This is a genomic window from Rahnella sp. CJA17(1/100) (assembly GCF_963881615.1).
GTDB classification, from domain to species: domain Bacteria; phylum Pseudomonadota; class Gammaproteobacteria; order Enterobacterales; family Enterobacteriaceae; genus Rahnella; species Rahnella aceris.
Genome location: NZ_CAWOJA010000027.1, coordinates 1 through 15664, shown reverse-complemented (window position 1 = coordinate 15664; position 15664 = coordinate 1). Strand labels below are relative to the sequence as shown.

Genomic DNA, 15664 nt, shown 5'->3' with positions numbered 1-15664 from the left:
AGTAAGATTGATAATACCGAGAGCTTGTGAAAGTTCCATTTAAAAAGGGTCCATGATGAGCATGAACCCTTTTTACACGAGCCACAGGATCGGTCAACTGATCCTTAAACGATCGGCATTAGCCTTCATGGCGACCTTTTTTTGCGTGGAAATCACTGGTGATGACCTGTCCTGGCTTATTCGACAGCAGAACCGCCTTTAATCCTGAACACCAGGTTCACCACGAGATTGCTGGCAGCCTTCGGTTCATAGCGCCATTTGCTCATCGCCTGTTTCACTTCCCGCTCAAACATATTGCGCGGCTCAGCTGACAGAACACGTACGTTTTGCACACGACCATCGCTGTCCACATCAAACTGTACACGAACCCGCCCTTCGATACGTAAGGCCAGTGCTCGCGCCGGATAAGCAGGTTCGCCACGCTGCAGCGGCCGCGGACCAGTATTGCTCTGCGCATTGGTAGACGCCAGAGGCTGACTCACAGGTTTAGTGACCGGCTGGTTGCTGGTTACGGGGGCAGTTTGTACCGTTTGCGTCGGTTTTTCGACGGGACGTTCAACGGGTTTCACCTTCGGTTTAACGACCGGCTTTTTCACCGGTTTTGGCTTAGGTTTTGGGGGCTCCGGAATCAAAACGGCTTCAGGCGGCGGCGGTGGCTCCGGCACGACTTCCGGTTCCGGCTCAGGTGCTGGCGGTGTCGGTTCAGGTTGTGGCGGCGGCGGAGGGGGTGCAAAGTCGGCCGGATTGACCATCGTTACACTCATCACCTTCTGATCCTGACTTGGCAATTTGATTGACTCGCCCACCGTCATATACAACACGCCCGCAATGACTGCGACATGTAAACTAACAGCAAGCAAAACCGGCACCGTCACCTTGCGGATAAATCTAAACTTTTTTAGCGGCATAATGATTCATTTTCCCCGTGAAGCCGCAAGTTTAAATGTAAATAGCAATCATATTCAACACCGAGATGACAACTATTCTCAAATAACCCTTGTTTTGATCCTACGCAAAGCGCTTTCCCCGGACTTCAGGTTTAGCTATGTTAATTCTGTAAAATAGTCAGGCAGCCTCTGGCTGCCAAAAAACGCTCACTAAAACCCCATTAAAGGTGACTCATGCTTTACGTTATTTATTCTGAAGATGTTTCCGACTCGCTGGAGAAACGCGCTGCTGCCCGCCCTGCTCACATCGAACGCCTGAAAAAATTGCATGAACAAGGCCGCGTACTGATTGCAGGTCCGACCCCGTCCATTGACAGCGAAGATCCGGGCGCCGCTGGCATGACAGGATCCGTGCTGATTGTCGAATTCGAAACACTGGAAGATGCCAGAGTGTGGGCAGATGCCGATCCGTACGTTAAAGCTGGCGTGTATAAAGCCGTGACTGTCAAACCGTTCAAACGCGTATTCTGATGTTTTATGGGCAGTTTTTCGGGCTGCCCGCTGTTCCCTGTGCCTTCCCGCCTTCTCTTTAATCAACTTTACTTTTGCTTACGTCAGTTGATTGTCTAAATATTCGGTTACTCAAACAGTTACCTGCGCCTTTTTTCTTTAACAGTCGAGCGGAGAACCTGATATGCAATGTCCGGTATGCAAAGAAAGTCAGTTAGTGATGTCCGAACGTCAGGGCATTGAAATCGATTATTGTCCTGACTGTCGCGGAGTATGGCTGGATCGCGGTGAGCTGGATAAAATCATCGAGAAATCTGCCACATTACAGGCCGCAGAACGCCCTGCAACTGCACGCTATGAGGAACGTGACCGTCGAGACGATCACCGGCCGCAAGGCAATTATGACAACCGCGGCCATTACTCGTCCCAAAAGCCCTATAAAAAGAAGAGCTTCCTTTCAGAGCTTTTCGACTGATTTCACCCCTCACGCGCCATGACATCACACCTCATGGCGTGATTCCCCGAATGCCGTCACATTGCATTCATCGCTTCTGTGTTAGAATGCTTACCCCTACCCATGAGGTAAGCATTATGTCATTCTTCGACGGACTGAAGTTTCTAACCAGCACGACCACGAAGGTCACCTGCCCGGAATGCGGTTATGTTTCAGAACAGATGAGCTCGAAAGTGCGCAAAAACGCCACGCTGGTCTGCAAAAAATGTGGCGCGCTTTTTCAGCCTAAATCCCGTTAATCAGGAATTCCATTCGTAGTTCACGGCATACAATGAAAGGCGCTGGTGCTGCTGATGATGGATTTGACGAATACGGTAAATATGGCGGTAGCGTCTTGACTGCCCTTCCAGCCAGCGGCTTCTCCGGCGCTGGGTCTGGCGTAACATCCGCCACCGGCCGACTTCATTTCTACTGTGTTTCATTCACTTGTGTCCCGTAATGCCCGTGGCTGGTTCTTTAACGAAAGCGCTTCTTTTACAGAAAGTGTCTTGAGCGGAAAAACTGCGGGACATTATAGGCCGATGACGTTGTGATCCAAGTCTTGTTTTCCCCCTTCCTCCACGTTATCAGCTAACCTTGATGTCAGGGCGATGACTCTTTTATTAATCTGATACAGATTACAGAGGTAGCTGATTGATTAGCAGGATAAAGTTAGTTAAAAGGTTTCCCCTTTCACGTACACTCATGCCGATGGCTTGCGAACAGGACTTTTCGCCTTTATGACAACATTTTATACGGTAATCAGCGGTCTTCTGGTTTTCGGTTACTGGTTACTGATTGCCGGTGTCACCCTGCGCATTCTGATGAAGCGCCGGGCAGTTCCGTCCGCAATGGCATGGCTGCTGATCATCTACATCATTCCGCTGGTCGGTATTATTGCCTATCTGTCGTTTGGGGAACTGCACTTAGGCAAACGCCGTGCGGAACGGGCAAAAGCCATGTGGCCCTCCACCGCCCGCTGGCTCAATGATCTCAAAGACTGTAAGCGTATTTTTGCCACTGAGAACAGTGAAATTGCCGCCTCACTTTTCCAGCTTTGCGAGCGCCGTCAGGGCATTGCCGGTGTAAAAGGCAATCAGCTGCAACTGCTGACCACCAGCGATGACGTGCTGCACGCGATGATGCGTGATATCGGACTGGCACGCAGTAACATCGAAATGGTGTTTTATATCTGGCAACCGGGCGGTCTGGTTGACCAGGTCGCAGAATCCCTGATGGCGGCCTCTCGCCGTGGCATTCATTGCCGTCTGATGCTGGATTCCGCTGGCAGCGTAGCCTTTTTCCGCAGCCCTTACCCGGCCATGATGCGCAACGCGGGTATCGAAGTCGTTGAAGCGTTGCAGGTGAATCTGTTCCGTGTGTTCCTGCGCCGGATGGATCTGCGTCAGCACCGTAAAGTCGTACTGATCGACAACTATGTTGCCTATACCGGCAGCATGAATATGGTCGATCCGCGTTTCTTCAAACAGGATGCCGGCGTCGGTCAGTGGGTGGACTTGATGGCGCGCATGGAAGGCCCTGTCGCCACCACAATGGGTATTGTGTATTCCTGCGACTGGGAGATTGAAACTGGCAAACGGATTTTACCGCCGGAACCGGATCTCAACCAGATGCCGTTCGAGCAGGAAAGCGGCCATACCATTCAGGTGATCGCTTCCGGCCCTGGCTTCCCTGAAGATATGATTCATCAGGCTCTGCTGACTGCGACCTATTCTGCACGCGAACAACTGGTGATGACGACACCGTATCTCGTGCCAAGCGACGATCTGCTGCATGCCATTTGTACAGCGGCGCAGCGCGGAGTGGATGTCAGTATCATTCTGCCGATGAAGAACGATTCGATGATGGTGAACTGGGCAAGTAAGGCGTTCTTTGGCGAATTGCTGGAAGCCGGTGTCAAAATTTACCAGTTCGAAGACGGCCTGCTGCATACCAAAAGTATTCTGGTCGACGGCCAGCTCAGTCTGGTCGGCACGGTGAATCTGGATATGCGCAGTCTGTGGCTCAATTTTGAGATAACACTGGTCATTGATGACGCCGGATTTGGCGATGATTTGGGCCGCGTGCAGGAAGATTATATTGCCCGCTCGCATTTGCTGGATGTGGAAGCCTGGCTTAAACGTCCTTTCTGGCACCGCATCGTCGAACGATTGTTCTACTTTTTCAGTCCGCTGCTGTAAAAGCCACGTCGGGCATGATGTAATACACAGTACCGGCCTGAACCAGCCTGAATACACTCATCTGTAAACGAGAATGATATGGACCTGAATAATCGCCTGACCGAAGACGAAACGCTTGAACAAGCCTACGACATCTTTCTGGAACTGGCCGGAGATAACCTTGATCCGGCAGACATCCTGATCTTCAATCTGCAATTTGAAGAACGTGGCGGCGCTGAATTATATGACCCGGCTGAAGACTGGGTTGAGCACGTGGATTTCGACTTAAATCCGGACTTCTTTGCTGAAGTGGTGATTGGCCTGGCTGACGCTGAAGACCAGCCTATCAATGATATTTTCGCCCGTGTTCTGCTGTGTCGCGAGAAAGATCACAAGCTCTGCCATATCCTCTGGAAAGAATAATCTTCTCCGTCGTCCTTCAGACTGGCTCTGTGTTGGCTGCTTTCATTCAATTGCCGCCTTGATCCAATCTGAATGACTTAGCAGAACGATACGTAAAGAAAACGAAGACGAAAAAAACCTGCCATTGGCAGGTTTTTTTATGCTTTCCGTCTGAGAGTATTTATCAGAGCGGATCGACTTTCAGACAAGATACCGCGTGGCGGAAGCTGCCTTCCAGCAACGGACGGGTTATCGCACATTCTGGTCCGGCGATCGGGCAGCGGGTACGGAACACGCAACCTGACGGCGGATTAATTGGCGAAGGTAACTCCCCTTCCAGCAACTGAATGACTTTGTTGCGCTCTTTGTCCGGATCAGGAACCGGCACCGCAGACATCAGGGCACGGGTATACGGATGCTGAGGATTGTTGTACACCTCATCATAAGTCCCCAGCTCGACGGCATGACCAAGATACATCACCAGAACACGGTCAGAGATGTGCTTTACCACCGCCAGATCGTGCGCGATGAAAATCAGCGACAAGCCCATTTCACGCTGCAACTGCTGAAGCAGGTTAACCACCTGCGCCTGGATGGACACATCCAGTGCAGAGACTGGCTCATCACAGATAATCAGTTTCGGTTCCAGGATGAGTGCGCGCGCGATGCCAATACGCTGACACTGACCACCGGAGAATTCGTGCGGGTAACGGTTAATCAGGTTAGGCAGCAGCCCGACCTTTAACATCATTGCCTTCACTTTTTCCTTCACCTCAAGACGAGGCATCTTCGGATTATAGGTTTTCAGCGGCTCGGCAATGATTTCACCGATGGTCATACGCGGGTTCAGGGACGCCAGCGGATCCTGGAAAATCATCTGGATATCACTGCGCGTGTGGCGCCACTCGCTGTCCGACATATTCAGCAGATCTTTGCCCAGCCATGCGACACGACCGTCAGTGGCTTTCACCAACCCGATCAGCGCACGGGCAAAGGTCGATTTACCACAACCGGATTCCCCCACTACGCCCAGCGTTTCCCCTTCATAAAGACGCAGGGTCACGCCGTCGACGGCTTTCAGGGTTTTCGAGGGCTGCCAGAACCATTGTTTACCGTCTTTGATGTCGAAATGGACTTTAAGATCAGCCACTTCGAGCAGAACTTTTTTCTCTGGCGCGTGGGTGTTCATTGCCGCACTGTTCATGATTGTGTTGTCTGTCATACCAGCTCCTCCAGCGGCTTATAGCATGCACGCAAACGGCCATCCCCGAAACGCTCCAGCGGCGGTGCCGAGGAGCAGATATCCATCGCATGCGGACAGCGCGGCTGGAACGGACAACCTTTTGGCAGGCGCAGCAAGTTTGGCGGGTTGCCCGGAATAGTCATCATCGCGCCACCTTCGGCATCAAGACGAGGAACCGCATTGAGCAGGCCGATGGAATAAGGATGACAAGGTTCATAAAACACATCGCGTGCACGGCCATATTCCATGGTTCGCCCGGCGTACATCACCAGCACTTTGTCGCAGATACCGGCCACCACGCCAAGGTCATGCGTAATCATAATGATTGCTGTGTTGAACTCTGATTTCAGTTCATTCAGTAATGTCATGATTTGCGCCTGAACGGTCACGTCCAGCGCCGTGGTCGGCTCATCGGCAATCAGCAATTTAGGGCGGCACAACAACGCCATTGCAATCATCACACGCTGGCGCATACCACCGGAGAATTCATGTGGGAACATTTTCATACGCTTGCGGGCTTCCGGCATTTTCACCGCGTCCAGCATGCGTACGGATTCTTCAAACGCTTCGCGCTTACTCATTTTTTTATGCAGGATCAGGACTTCCATCAACTGTTCACCAACGCGCATGTACGGGTTGAGAGAGGTCATCGGATCCTGGAAGATCATCGAAATCTGTTCTGCGCGCAGCTTATTGAGCTGTTGTTGTGGCAGATTGAGGATTTCGCGGCCATTAAATTTCGCCGAACCGCCGATGCGGCCATTACTGGCCAGTAACCCCATCAGGGCAAAGGCGGTCTGTGATTTACCAGAACCGGATTCGCCCACAATGCCCAGCGTTTCGCCAGCACGCAGATCGAAATTCAGATCGTTCACTGCGGTAACGTCACCGTCCGGAGTCTCGAACGTGACGCGCAGATCCTGAACATCAAGTAAGATTGGCGGGACTTTGCCGTCAACCGCGGCGGGGGCTGCAAATGTGGAATGTTCAATGGTGCTCATGATTGCACTCCTTAACGATCTTTCGGGTCGAGGGCATCACGCAAGCCATCGCCGATAAAATTGAAACAAAACAGAGTTACAACCAGGAAGCCTGCCGGGAACAGCAGTAACCAAGGTGAAACTTCCATCGAGTTGGCGCCATCGCTTAACAACGCGCCCCAACTGCTCAGTGGTTCCTGTGTACCCAATCCCAGGAAGCTCAGGAAGGATTCAAACAAAATCATGCTCGGCACCAGCAGCGATGCGTAGACCACGACAACGCCCAGCACATTGGGAACAATGTGACGCAGGACAATATTGCGCGTGCTCACACCACTCACCAGCGCCGCTTCGATGAATTCTTTACGCTTGAGGCTGAGAGTCTGTCCACGCACGATACGCGCCATGTCCAGCCAGGACACCATCCCGATCGCCACGAATATCAGCAGGATGTTTTGCCCGAAGAAGGTCACCAGCAGAATAACGAAGAACATGAACGGGAAGGAGTTGAGAATTTCCAGCAGACGCATCATTGCGGAGTCAATTTTACCGCCCAGATAACCGGACAACGACCCGTAAAGCGTACCGAGAATAACGGCCACTAACGCTGCCGCTACACCGACCATCAGGGAAATACGTCCGCCGATCGCCACACGTACCAGCAAATCACGGCCTGAAGAGTCAGTGCCGAAATAGTGGTGAGAAGCAAAATCAGGTGCCGCTGACATCATATTCCAGTCGGTATCATCGTAGGAAAACTGGGATAACATCGGCGCAAACGCCACGAATAGCGCGATAAATGCCAGCACGATCAGGCTGGTGACCGCCGCACGGTTGTGCATAAAACGACGTCGTGCATCCTGCCACAGACTGCGGCCTTCAACTTCGAGTTTTTCGCTGAAGTTTTCCACGACGTCGCTATTTTTCTTACTTAACATCATTGACGTACTCCGGCATTAATAACGGATTTTCGGGTCGATGACGGCATAAAGCACGTCGACGATCGCATTGAATAATATGGTCAATGCGCCCACTAAAATGGTCAGGCTCAAGACCAGTGAGTAGTCACGGTTTAATGCACCGTTAACAAACAGCTGGCCAATGCCCGGCAATCCGAAAATGCTCTCGATGACCATCGAACCGGTGATGATCCCAACGAAGGCCGGTCCCATGTATGACAATACCGGCAGCAGTGCAGGTTTAAGCGCGTGGCGCAAAATGATGCGACGCAGCGGCAACCCTTTGGCGCGAGCTGTACGGATGAAGTTGGAATGCAGAATTTCGATCATTGAACCGCGGGTGATACGCGCAATACTGGCGATATAAGCCAGTGACAGTGCCACCATCGGCAGGATCATATATTTGGCACCACCGCCATTCCAGCCGCCGCCAGGCAACCATTTAAGCGTGATGGCAAATATCAGCACCAGTAACGGCGCAACCACGAAACTGGGTATGACCACCCCCGTCATCGCAACGCCCATCACCGTGTAATCCCATTTCGTGTTCTGGTTGAGTGCTGCGATAACGCCCGCACTGACTCCAAACACAATCGCCATGATAAATGCCGCCAGACCCAGTTTCGCTGAAACCGGGAAAGAAGCCGCAACCAGATCATTAACGGTGTAGTCCTTATATTTGAACGACGGGCCAAAATCGCCTTTCGCCAGTTGTTCTAAATAATGGAAATATTGCTTATACATTGGGTCATTGAGGTGATATTTCGCCTCAATGTTCGCCATCACTTCTGGCGGAAGATTACGCTCACCCGTAAAAGGGCTGCCAGGTGCAAGACGCATCATAAAAAACGAAATGGTGATCAGAATGAATAGCGTCGGAATCGCTTCCAGACAGCGGCGTAAAATAAACTTTAACATTGCCCGTACCTGTTTCTAAGCCTGTCACTACAGCTTGATAGTTTTGGCTTGGTCACGACGACTATCGGGTGATGGCCGCCGTGGTGGCTCTTTGCTTCAGCACCGAAAACCGGCACTAAAAACATTACCTTCATCAATAAAGAAGGAGCAAGGCAGCTCGGGGATGCCTTGCTCTGACACTGATTAATTAGTGTTTGATGATGTATAAGTCTTTAACGTAGACGTTGTCCTGTGGATCTTTACCGGTGTAACCACCAACGTATGGTTTCACCAGACGCGCGTTCACGTAGTAATAGACAGGCACAATCGCAGAATCTTTATCGAGCTGGGTTTCAGCTTTCTGATACAGCGCTGCGCGTTCTTCGTCAGTTTTCGCGGTCAGCGTGTCCGCGATGTCTTTATCAAACGCAGGGCTCTTATAGTGAGCCGTGTTGTTGCTGCTGTCAGACAGCATGGTGTTCAGGAAGGAAGAAGGTTCGTTGTAATCGGAGCACCAGCCAGCACGGGCGATATCGAAGTTGCCCTGATGACGGCTGTCCAGGAAGGTTTTCCACTCCTGGTTAACGAGTTTCACGTCAACACCCAGATTTTTCTTCCAGATAGCGGCAGCGGCGATAGCCAGTTTTTTGTGCAGATCAGACGTGTTGTACAGCAGGTCGAAAGTCAGTGGTTTAGCTGGGGTATAACCCGCTTCCGCCAGCAGTTTTTTAGCCTGCTCGTTACGCTGTTCCTGAGTCTCTTTGAACCAGGCCGGAGGCGTCAGTTTTGCACCATCAGTGTAAGGAGGGGTATAGCCATAAGCTGGCAAATCGCCCTGCGCTTTTACTTTGTTCACGATGATGTCGCGATCCAGGCCCAGTTTCAGCGCTTCACGAACGCGTGAATCAGTGAATGGTGCTTTCTGGTTATTGATTTCGTAGTAATAAGTGCACAGGTACGGGTCAACGTGGACTTCGGTCGGGATTTCTTTTTTCAGTTTCTGGAACAGTTCGATCGGCATGTTGTTATAAGTCATGTCGATTTCGCCGCTACGGTAGCGGTTAACGTCAGTCACTTCAGAGGAGATTGGCAGGTAAGTGACCTGATTAATAACGGTTTTTGCGTTATCCCAGTAAGTCGGGCTACGCTCCAGAACAATGCGTTCGTTAACGGTCCAGGTTTTCAGTTTGTATGCACCGTTGCTCACGTAGTTTTCTGGCTGAGTCCATTTGTCGCCAAATTTCTCAACAACACTTTTGTTTACCGGCTTCATCGCGGTGTGAGACAGCATTTTGACGAAATAGGGAACAGGTTCGGTCAGAGTGACTTGCAGGGTATGGTCGTCAAGCGCTTTCACACCCAGAGTATCAGGGCTTTTCTTACCGCTGATGATGTCGTCAATGTTTTCGATATGACCGTATTGCAGATAGCTTTCATACGGAGACGCAGTTTTCGGATCCGCCAGACGCTGCCAGCTATAGACAAAATCTTCGGCTGTTACAGGGTCGCCGTTAGACCATTTAGCCTCCGGGCGCAGGTGGAAGGTCCAGACTTTAAAATCTTTGTTTTCCCAACTGGTGGCTACACCAGGAATGACGCTGCCGTCTTTGCTATCGGTATTTACCAGGCCTTCCAGCAAATCACGGATAACGTTAGATTCCGGCACGCCTTCGACTTTATGCGGGTCGAGAGACTGAACTTCAGAACCGTTGTTGCGCACCAGCTCTTGTTTGGCGGCCAGAGTCACGCCTGCTGGCACGTTGGCTGCGAATGCATTATTGATTGAAACAGATCCTACTGCAGCCAGAATGCAGGCAGCGAGCAGATTTTTTTTTGTGATGTTGGTCATTTTTATTCAACTCCAGTTTTTATTATGAACTTGCACGCCCGGGTGCAAGATAAACCCTTGCTGGGTCAATGGGTTTCAAAAGCAGGAACGAATTGCTCAAGAAAGGCCCCCATGTAGTTACCACCCGCAGATGGCTGTCCCCTATTACTGCATGTATTACTCAATAACGTTGGAAACGTCAGGCTGTTGTTCGCCATGTTGTTTCCGGGATCGTTAAGGATGATCCCACCCCATTTGATTTACCCCGTGCACAACAAAACAAGGTTCTGCGTCACACCAGGTAATCACATACTGTTATTCCTGACCTTAACAATATTATTTTCTTATTCGCCTCACGGCGATAGAAAGCCCTTCGCAGTTAAGCGCCTGAATTCAATTAATGAGAAGAAGAGATGAAGGTTTGTTTTGCAGAACCGGCAGACTCAACAAAAGACTGTGTAATGTCGCCAGCACAATGCCCGGCTTTCTTTTCGCAGAAAGCGGCTGAGGATAATTTTGTGGTACGCATTGCGACACGATACTCTCCAAAAACAAATAAAATGGCTTCAATCTTTCTGTCTCTAGCAAGATTCGTTCTCACTCAGAGCATCCCGCTTAACAAAATTCCATTTTTGAAGGCGATTTGAAAATTATCAGAAGCCTGATACAGGCGCCAATAAATTTTGCAAATTTGTTACGCAATTCTCTTTTACTGGTTACAAGCCCGATGAGTCATCCACAAGGAAACATTTGGAAACCTTGGTTAACTCATTGTTTATTGGCATTTTTACGATAATTTTTAGCGCAAAATTAACGTCACTGATTGCATAAGAACTCGCCTGACACAATCCGTTAACATTAAGATGTTTTCAAGGATAAACACCTGTTAACTGCGGTGTTAACACTAATAACATCTCGATACAGCATGCACAAGCCTTACAGAATGATGTGGATAAATTAGCGTCAAAACGGGCAGTAAAGATGCGTATTTAGCTAAAAATTCGCTAAGTTTATTAGAAGAAATGAAGACTTGGTTCGAAAAGAAGAATGAGACGTGGCTTTACGCCACATTTAGGTGCAAACGCGCTTAATTAAGTCATTAGCTGCACTATATTAATGCATCGCATTATAAGGAAAGGTAATAATTATCACGAAAACCCACCCGTGTTTCCGTGATAATTCAGTGACCAGCAGGTTAGAGCAGGCCAGGGAAAATAGCTTTAATCCCTGTCACAATAAATTCGATACCCAGAGACATCAGCAAAAGCCCCATGATACGCGTAATCACGTTAATCCCGGTTTGCCCCAGTAATCGCACCAGCAATGGTGCCGCTCTGAACAGTAACCAGCAACAAAATGCAAAGAAGATAATCGCAAGTGTCAGTCCCAGCAGATTCGGCCAGCTGTGATAGCGTGAACTCCATACAATCGTTGAACTGATTGCGCCCGGTCCGGCCATCAGAGGTAGCGCAAGCGGAACCACCCCGACATTTTCACGTATCGCTGTTTCTGATTTTTCCTGCTTGTTCTGTTTGTCCTCGCCCAGTTTCCCGCTGATCATCGACATCGCAATGGTGACCACCAGGATCCCACCCGCAATTCGGAATGAATCAATCGATATACCAAACAGATGCAAAATGGCATCGCCCAGGAAAAGTGCAGTCGACAATATAATGGCAACCGACAGGTTTGCCGTCATATTGGTTTTATTACGCCCCGCTGCCGCCTGATAGCTTGTCATGCTGATGAAGACTGGCAAGATCCCCACAGGGTTGACCAGCGCAAACAGACCGACGAAAAACTTGATATACCCTGAAAAATCTAATAAAGATTGGCTCACGCAGAACTCCGCATAACTATGCCAGTAGATGAAGGTTTTGATGGGCGCTAATGTACTGGAATCCCCGTAAAGGCGCCACGTCGTTTCATAGTTTTTATCACCAGATTTCTGAACAAAGGCAGTGAATACAACTTTTGTTAAAAAACAGATTTTTTATTGATAACTTTAGATACAAAACTGTATTATCCAAGGGAGAATTTGATAACCATTCTCAATATCAAGTTGCTGAAAGGTGTCAGCATCAGTATTTAGTGATCCAGATCAAATTGACGCTGCCTACAAATAGGTAATCTCAGTACATAGTCACTCAGCGTTACATGAAAGATAAAACGTCCAGTGATGAAGGTGATTTATTTAACGTCATCTGCTTTACCCGGTGCTTCACAACTGAAAGCTCTTTGAGCAAATAAAGAGACAAAGACAACACATTGAGAATCTTAGATTTAATTAGTTTCTCACGGTGACTGATAGCAGGTCTATACTAGTCTTTGGCGGATTATTTACTAAAAGAGTTTAACTTTATCAGGAGAGCATTATGGCTGTAACAAATGTCGCTGAACTAAACGCACTCGTTGCTCGGGTCAAGAAGGCACAGCGCGAATATGCCAACTTCAGTCAAGAACAAGTGGATAAGATTTTCGCTGCCGCCGCCCTGGCTGCTGCCGATTCTCGAATTTTGCTGGCAAAATTGGCTGTTGAAGAATCCGGAATGGGTATTGTTGAAGACAAAGTGATCAAAAACCACTTCGCTTCAGAATACATTTACAATGCTTACAAAGATGAAAAAACCTGTGGCATCCTGGGCCAGGATGACACCTTCGGTACCATCACTATCGCCGAGCCAATTGGTCTGATTTGCGGTATCGTTCCGACTACCAACCCAACTTCTACTGCAATTTTCAAGGCGCTTATCAGCCTGAAAACCCGTAACGGCATCATCTTCTCCCCACACCCACGTGCTAAAAATGCAACGAACAAAGCTGCGGATATCGTCCTGCAAGCCGCCATCGCTGCGGGTGCGCCAAAAGATATCATTGGCTGGATTGATGAACCAAGCGTAGAGCTTTCCAACCAACTGATGCACCACCCGGATCTGAACCTGATTCTGGCAACAGGTGGTCCGGGCATGGTTAAAGCAGCTTATAGCTCCGGTAAACCAGCAATCGGCGTGGGTGCAGGTAATACACCAGTCGTTGTTGATGAAACCGCAGATATCAAACGTGTTGTTGCTTCCGTCCTGATGTCTAAAACCTTCGATAACGGTGTCATCTGTGCCTCTGAGCAGTCCATCATCGTGGTTGATTCAGCTTATAATGCAGTCCGTGAACGTTTCGCTTCTCACGGCGGCTACATGCTGCAGGGTAAAGAACTCAAAGCCGTTTCAGATATCATTCTGAAAAATGGCGGCCTCAACGCCGCTATCGTAGGTCAACCAGCAGTGAAAATTGCTGAAATGGCTGGCATTAAAGTGCCTGCGAATACTAAAGTGCTCATCGGTGAAGTCACCATTGTTGACGAATCTGAACCATTTGCGCATGAAAAACTGTCCCCTACCCTCGCTATGTACCGCGCTAAGAATTTCGAAGACGCCGTCGCTAAAGCAGAGAAACTGGTAGAAATGGGCGGTATCGGCCATACCTCTTGCCTGTATACAGACCAGGACAACCAACCAGAACGTGTGAATTATTTTGGCAACAAAATGAAAACCGCACGCATTCTGATCAACACCCCGGCTTCACAGGGTGGTATCGGTGACCTGTACAACTTCAAACTTGCTCCGTCTCTGACGCTGGGTTGCGGTTCCTGGGGTGGTAACTCCATCTCTGAAAACGTCGGTCCTAAACACTTGATCAACAAGAAAACTGTAGCGAAGCGAGCAGAAAACATGTTGTGGCATAAACTTCCTAAATCTATCTACTTCCGTCGTGGCTCACTGCCAATCGCACTGGAAGAAGTGGCGACTGATGGAGCAAAACGCGCCTTCATCGTAACTGACCGCTTCCTGTTCAATAACGGCTATGCCGATCAGATCACCAGCGTTCTGAAAGGTCATGGTATTGAAACTGAAGTATTCTTCGAAGTTGAAGCTGACCCGACGCTGAGCATTGTTCGTAAAGGTGCTGAGCAGATGAACTCCTTCAAACCAGACGTTATCATCGCGCTGGGTGGTGGTTCACCAATGGATGCTGCGAAGATTATGTGGGTTCTGTATGAACACCCGAATACTCAGTTCGAAGATTTGGCGCTGCGTTTTATGGATATCCGTAAACGTATCTACAAATTCCCGAAAATGGGCGTAAAAGCGAAAATGATCGCCGTCACGACCACTTCCGGTACTGGTTCAGAAGTTACACCATTTGCCGTTGTTACTGACGATGCGACTGGCCAGAAATACCCACTGGCTGACTATGCTCTGACACCTGACATGGCTATCGTTGACGCCAATCTTGTCATGAACATGCCGAAATCACTGTGTGCCTTCGGTGGTCTGGATGCCGTCACTCACGCACTGGAAGCTTATGTTTCTGTACTGGCGAACGAATACTCCGACGGTCAGGCTCTGCAGGCACTGAAACTGCTGAAAGAAAACCTGCCAGCCAGCTACAAAGATGGCGCTAAAAACCCGGTTGCCCGTGAACGTGTTCACAATGCGGCGACTATCGCGGGTATCGCGTTTGCTAACGCCTTCCTTGGGGTTTGTCACTCAATGGCCCACAAACTGGGTTCAGAGTTCCACATTCCGCACGGTCTGGCTAACGCCATGCTGATTTCAAACGTTATCCGTTATAACGCCAACGACAACCCAACGAAACAGACGGCTTTCAGTCAGTATGACCGTCCGCAAGCGCGTCGTCGTTACGCAGAAATTGCAGACCATTTAGGTCTGGGCGCTCCTGGTGACCGTACTGCACAGAAAATCCAGAAACTGCTGACCTGGTTAGATGAAATCAAAGCGGAACTGGGTATCCCAACCTCTATTCGTGAAGCTGGTGTTCAGGAAGCTGACTTCCTGGCTAAAGTAGACAAACTGTCTGAAGATGCGTTTGATGACCAGTGTACCGGTGCTAACCCACGTTACCCGCTGATCGCCGAATTGAAACAGATTCTGATGGATACTTACTACGGCCGTGAATACAGTGAAGACGTAGCAGAAGAAGTTGCTGCTCCTGCGCCAAAAGCTGAAAAGAAAACCAGCAAAAAATAATCTGCTGAGATACTGATAGTAAAAAACCCGCTGAAAGGCTAATGCCGGTCACTTAAGGTGACCGGCATTGTTTTTTAAGGGATATTTCGACCTTTTTTCTCTCACTTCCCTGGCATATTCACGCTCACGTCTCGAGGGCAGTTTTAGCATCGCTGCGTTGCTGTAAAAATGCTTCAGATGACCCGGGATGGCTCCCGCTGATGCCCACGGCAACCCGATTAACAACCGTAATATCTCCGA

The 15664-nt window shown here is 49.5% G+C and carries 15 protein-coding genes and 1 pseudogene; 6 read left to right on the top strand and 10 right to left on the bottom strand.

Going from position 1 to position 15664, the window contains the following annotated elements; all coding sequences use genetic code 11:
• Positions 1-176 precede the first annotated feature (176 nt).
• On the bottom strand, positions 177-908 hold the full coding sequence (locus AACU55_RS14460) for an energy transducer TonB (protein ID WP_134707124.1): 732 nt from the start codon (positions 906-908) through the stop codon (positions 177-179).
• A 213-nt stretch (positions 909-1121) separates the two neighbouring features.
• Here AACU55_RS14460 and AACU55_RS14455 point away from each other — a divergent pair, with 213 nt between their 5' ends.
• The 3 genes from AACU55_RS14455 to AACU55_RS14445 all read left to right on the top strand — a co-directional run bounded on the left by AACU55_RS14455 (position 1122) and on the right by AACU55_RS14445 (position 2150).
• Positions 1122-1418: a YciI family protein gene (locus AACU55_RS14455; RefSeq protein WP_037034485.1), complete on the top strand. Its 297-nt coding sequence runs from the start codon at positions 1122-1124 to the stop codon at positions 1416-1418.
• Between the two features lie 163 nt (positions 1419-1581).
• Positions 1582-1872: a TFIIB-type zinc ribbon-containing protein gene (locus AACU55_RS14450; protein ID WP_037034486.1), complete on the top strand. Its 291-nt coding sequence runs from the start codon at positions 1582-1584 to the stop codon at positions 1870-1872.
• A 116-nt stretch (positions 1873-1988) separates the two neighbouring features.
• Positions 1989-2150, top strand: coding sequence for a YnfU family zinc-binding protein (locus tag AACU55_RS14445; protein ID WP_013575939.1), 162 nt, complete (start codon positions 1989-1991; stop codon positions 2148-2150).
• Here the strand turns inward: AACU55_RS14445 and AACU55_RS14440 are convergent, their stop codons facing one another.
• Complete coding sequence (locus AACU55_RS14440; protein ID WP_037034487.1) at positions 2151-2333, bottom strand: YciY family protein; 183 nt, start codon at positions 2331-2333, stop codon at positions 2151-2153.
• Positions 2334-2630: 297 nt separating this feature from the next.
• Between AACU55_RS14440 and cls the strand changes: the two genes are divergently transcribed.
• Positions 2631-4091, top strand: coding sequence for a cardiolipin synthase (gene cls / locus AACU55_RS14435; RefSeq protein WP_013575940.1), 1461 nt, complete (start codon positions 2631-2633; stop codon positions 4089-4091).
• 78 nt (positions 4092-4169) lie between these two features.
• Positions 4170-4493 (top strand): HI1450 family dsDNA-mimic protein, encoded by a 324-nt coding sequence (locus AACU55_RS14430; RefSeq protein WP_013575941.1) that lies wholly within the window; start codon positions 4170-4172, stop codon positions 4491-4493.
• Between the two features lie 163 nt (positions 4494-4656).
• Here AACU55_RS14430 and oppF read toward each other — a convergent pair whose 3' ends face one another.
• The 7 genes from oppF to AACU55_RS14395 form a co-directional block, all read right to left on the bottom strand.
• Positions 4657-5661, bottom strand: a complete 1005-nt coding sequence (gene oppF / locus AACU55_RS14425; protein WP_015690069.1) for a murein tripeptide/oligopeptide ABC transporter ATP binding protein OppF — start codon at positions 5659-5661, stop codon at positions 4657-4659.
• 29 nt (positions 5662-5690) lie between these two features.
• Positions 5691-6716: an ABC transporter ATP-binding protein gene (locus tag AACU55_RS14420; protein WP_037034493.1), complete on the bottom strand. Its 1026-nt coding sequence runs from the start codon at positions 6714-6716 to the stop codon at positions 5691-5693.
• A gap of 11 nt (positions 6717-6727) precedes the next feature.
• Positions 6728-7636 (bottom strand): oligopeptide ABC transporter permease OppC, encoded by a 909-nt coding sequence (gene oppC / locus AACU55_RS14415; protein ID WP_013575944.1) that lies wholly within the window; start codon positions 7634-7636, stop codon positions 6728-6730.
• A 15-nt stretch (positions 7637-7651) separates the two neighbouring features.
• The gene (gene oppB / locus AACU55_RS14410) at positions 7652-8572 is read right to left on the bottom strand and encodes an oligopeptide ABC transporter permease OppB (protein WP_013575945.1); all 921 of its coding nucleotides are present in this window, start codon (positions 8570-8572) and stop codon (positions 7652-7654) included.
• Positions 8573-8759: 187 nt separating this feature from the next.
• Positions 8760-10400, bottom strand: a complete 1641-nt coding sequence (gene oppA / locus AACU55_RS14405; RefSeq protein ID WP_013575946.1) for an oligopeptide ABC transporter substrate-binding protein OppA — start codon at positions 10398-10400, stop codon at positions 8760-8762.
• Between the two features lie 376 nt (positions 10401-10776).
• Positions 10777-10980 (bottom strand): hypothetical protein, encoded by a 204-nt coding sequence (locus AACU55_RS14400; RefSeq protein ID WP_134707123.1) that lies wholly within the window; start codon positions 10978-10980, stop codon positions 10777-10779.
• A 594-nt stretch (positions 10981-11574) separates the two neighbouring features.
• Positions 11575-12219 carry a YchE family NAAT transporter gene (locus AACU55_RS14395; protein ID WP_013575947.1) on the bottom strand — a complete coding sequence of 215 codons (645 nt, stop codon included), beginning with the start codon at positions 12217-12219 and terminating at the stop codon, positions 11575-11577.
• Positions 12220-12754: 535 nt separating this feature from the next.
• Here AACU55_RS14395 and adhE point away from each other — a divergent pair.
• Positions 12755-15424: a bifunctional acetaldehyde-CoA/alcohol dehydrogenase gene (gene adhE, locus AACU55_RS14390; RefSeq protein WP_013575948.1), complete on the top strand. Its 2670-nt coding sequence runs from the start codon at positions 12755-12757 to the stop codon at positions 15422-15424.
• Between the two features lie 48 nt (positions 15425-15472).
• On the opposite strand, the pseudogene AACU55_RS14385 reads toward adhE, so the two are convergent.
• Positions 15473-15664, bottom strand: a pseudogene (locus AACU55_RS14385) (IS4 family transposase); the annotation flags it as partial.

What these genes read in the sequence shown, in the direction of transcription:
- AACU55_RS14430 (WP_013575941.1), top strand. Translation starts at nt 4,170, where the DNA reads ATGGACCTGAATAATCGCCTGACCGAAGACGAAACGCTTGAACAAGCC.
- AACU55_RS14445 (WP_013575939.1), top strand. Translation starts at nt 1,989, where the DNA reads ATGTCATTCTTCGACGGACTGAAGTTTCTAACCAGCACGACCACGAAG.
- oppC (WP_013575944.1), bottom strand. Translation starts at nt 7,636, where the DNA reads ATGATGTTAAGTAAGAAAAATAGCGACGTCGTGGAAAACTTCAGCGAA.
- adhE (WP_013575948.1), top strand. Translation starts at nt 12,755, where the DNA reads ATGGCTGTAACAAATGTCGCTGAACTAAACGCACTCGTTGCTCGGGTC.
- oppB (WP_013575945.1), bottom strand. Translation starts at nt 8,572, where the DNA reads ATGTTAAAGTTTATTTTACGCCGCTGTCTGGAAGCGATTCCGACGCTA.
- AACU55_RS14420 (WP_037034493.1), bottom strand. Translation starts at nt 6,716, where the DNA reads ATGAGCACCATTGAACATTCCACATTTGCAGCCCCCGCCGCGGTTGAC.
- AACU55_RS14460 (WP_134707124.1), bottom strand. Translation starts at nt 908, where the DNA reads ATGCCGCTAAAAAAGTTTAGATTTATCCGCAAGGTGACGGTGCCGGTT.
- oppF (WP_015690069.1), bottom strand. Translation starts at nt 5,661, where the DNA reads ATGAACACCCACGCGCCAGAGAAAAAAGTTCTGCTCGAAGTGGCTGAT.
- oppA (WP_013575946.1), bottom strand. Translation starts at nt 10,400, where the DNA reads ATGACCAACATCACAAAAAAAAATCTGCTCGCTGCCTGCATTCTGGCT.
- cls (WP_013575940.1), top strand. Translation starts at nt 2,631, where the DNA reads ATGACAACATTTTATACGGTAATCAGCGGTCTTCTGGTTTTCGGTTAC.
- AACU55_RS14440 (WP_037034487.1), bottom strand. Translation starts at nt 2,333, where the DNA reads ATGAAACACAGTAGAAATGAAGTCGGCCGGTGGCGGATGTTACGCCAG.
- AACU55_RS14455 (WP_037034485.1), top strand. Translation starts at nt 1,122, where the DNA reads ATGCTTTACGTTATTTATTCTGAAGATGTTTCCGACTCGCTGGAGAAA.
- AACU55_RS14450 (WP_037034486.1), top strand. Translation starts at nt 1,582, where the DNA reads ATGCAATGTCCGGTATGCAAAGAAAGTCAGTTAGTGATGTCCGAACGT.